At 71.2% G+C, this 1835-nt stretch carries 2 protein-coding genes; one reads left to right on the plus strand and one right to left on the minus strand.

Translation table 11 applies throughout. The features are described 5' to 3' along the window. The coding region (locus tag PV350_RS46415; RefSeq protein WP_500339288.1) for an ATP-dependent DNA ligase at positions 1–256 on the plus strand (256 nt) is incomplete at its 5' end. Positions 257–335: 79 nt separating this feature from the next. Here the strand turns inward: PV350_RS46415 and PV350_RS46420 are convergent. Beyond that, positions 336–1787 carry an aldehyde dehydrogenase gene (locus PV350_RS46420; protein ID WP_499515995.1) on the minus strand — a complete coding sequence of 484 codons (1452 nt, stop codon included), beginning with the start codon at positions 1785–1787 and terminating at the stop codon, positions 336–338. Positions 1788–1835 lie beyond the last annotated feature (48 nt).

Raw genomic sequence — 1835 nt, forward strand, 5'->3', positions numbered from 1 at the left:
CATCCTGCACTTGGGGGAGCCGGTGTTGCATTCGCCGTACACGGCGCGGCGGGCGTTGCTGGATGATCTGGGGGTGTCGGGGCCGCATGTGGTGGTGCCTCCGTACTGGCCGGCGATGGCGAGTGAGGCGTTGCACTACATCCGTCAGGAGGGGTACGACGGTGTGGTGGCGAAGCGGTTGACCAGCACGTACCTGCCGGGTCGCCGCAGCCGTGACTGGATCAAGGTCAAGAACCTCCACGCCGACGACTCCTGACCCCCACCCGGGCCGCCGCGACCGGTGACCGCCGGGCCCGGGGCGCCCCACACGCCTCCCGGGCCCGGCCCGCCCGCGGTCACCGCCGACGGGTGATCGTCTTGTGCTCGACGTAGCCGGTCAGGCCCACCGACCCGTACTCGCGGCCGATGCCGCTGGCCTTGTAGCCGCCGAACGGGCCGTCGAAGCTCATCGGGGAGCCGTTCAGGGTGACGGTCCCGGTGCGCAGCCGGCGGGCGACCGCCAGCGCACGCTCGGGGCTCGTGGTCCAGACGCCCCCCGACAGGCCGTAGTCGGAGTCGTTGGCGATCCGCACCGCGTCGTCCTCGTCGTCGTAGGCGATCACGACCAGCACGGGGCCGAAGATCTCCTCCCGGGCGATGCGCATGCCGTTGTCGACGTCGGCGAAGACGGTGGGAGTGACGTAGTTGCCCTCCTCCAGCCCGCGCGGTACCTCGGGGCCGCCGGTCACCAGGCGGGCGCCCTCCTCGATGCCCAGCTTGATGTAGTCGATCACGCGCTGCTGCTGGTCACGGCGGATCATGGGGCCGATGAAGGTGTCCGGCTCGGAGGGGTCGCCGACCTTCAGGGACTCCACCATCTCCTTCAGGGCCGTGACGACCTCCTCGTAGCGGCTGCGCGGCGCCAGGATCCGGGTCTGCAGGATGCAGGCCTCGCCGTTGTTCGCCAGGGAGCCGAAGCGCAGCCCCTGCATCACGGCGGGGAGGTCGGCGTCGTCGAGGATGACGGCCGCGGACTTGCCGCCCAGTTCGAGGCTGACCCGCTTGAGTTGCTCGCCGGCGATCGAGGCGATGCGCCGTCCGGCGCGGGTCGAGCCGGTGAAGGCGATCTTGTCGACGTCCGGGTGCGAGACGAGGTGCTCGCTGGTCTCCCGGTCCGCCGGGAGGACGCTGAGCACGCCCTCGGGGAGGCCCGCCTCGTGGAAGAGGTCCGCCAGCAGCATCATGCTCAGCGAGTTCTCCGGGGAGACCTTCAGCACCACGGTGTTGCCGGCCAGGAGGGCCGGGGTCAGCTTGGCCGTGGCCGCGGAGAAGGGCGAGTTCCACGGGATGACCGCGGCGACCACGCCGATCGCCTCGCGCCTGACCACGGTGTCGAAGTCCACCGAGGGGTCGGAGGGTTCGAGGACCTCCTCCCAGCCGAGTTCGGCGGCGGCCTTGAGGTAGGCGTCGACCTGGCGGGTCAGGAACGGCTGGCCGGCCCTGGTGAACCAGCCCGCCGAACCGTTCTCGGCGGATATGGCCGCGGCGATCTCGTCGGCACGGGCCTCGCGCAGCGCGTTGACCCGGCGGATCACCTCCTGCCGCTCCTTGGGGTCGGTGCGCGGCCACGGCCCGTTGTCGAAGGCCTCACGCGCCGCGGCGACGGCGGCGTCCACGTCCGCGTCGGCTGCCTGGGCCACCCTGCCCAGGACGGACTGGTCGTGGGGGGAGCGGATCTCGAGGAGGAGGTCAGGGTCGCTGGGGGTCACCCAGGAGCCGCCGATGAAGAGCCTGTCGCGAAGGGTCATCAGTCACGTCTTCCAGTTGCGGGGGCAAGGTGGGGCAAGGGCAAAGCG

The sequence above is a fragment of the Streptomyces sp. PA03-6a genome, from assembly GCF_033792765.1.
GTDB lineage: Bacteria > Actinomycetota > Actinomycetes > Streptomycetales > Streptomycetaceae > Actinacidiphila.

Excerpts from the sequence above, each read along its gene's own strand:
- PV350_RS46420 (WP_499515995.1), bottom strand. The coding sequence starts at position 1,787 with ATGACCCTTCGCGACAGGCTCTTCATCGGCGGCTCCTGGGTGACCCCC.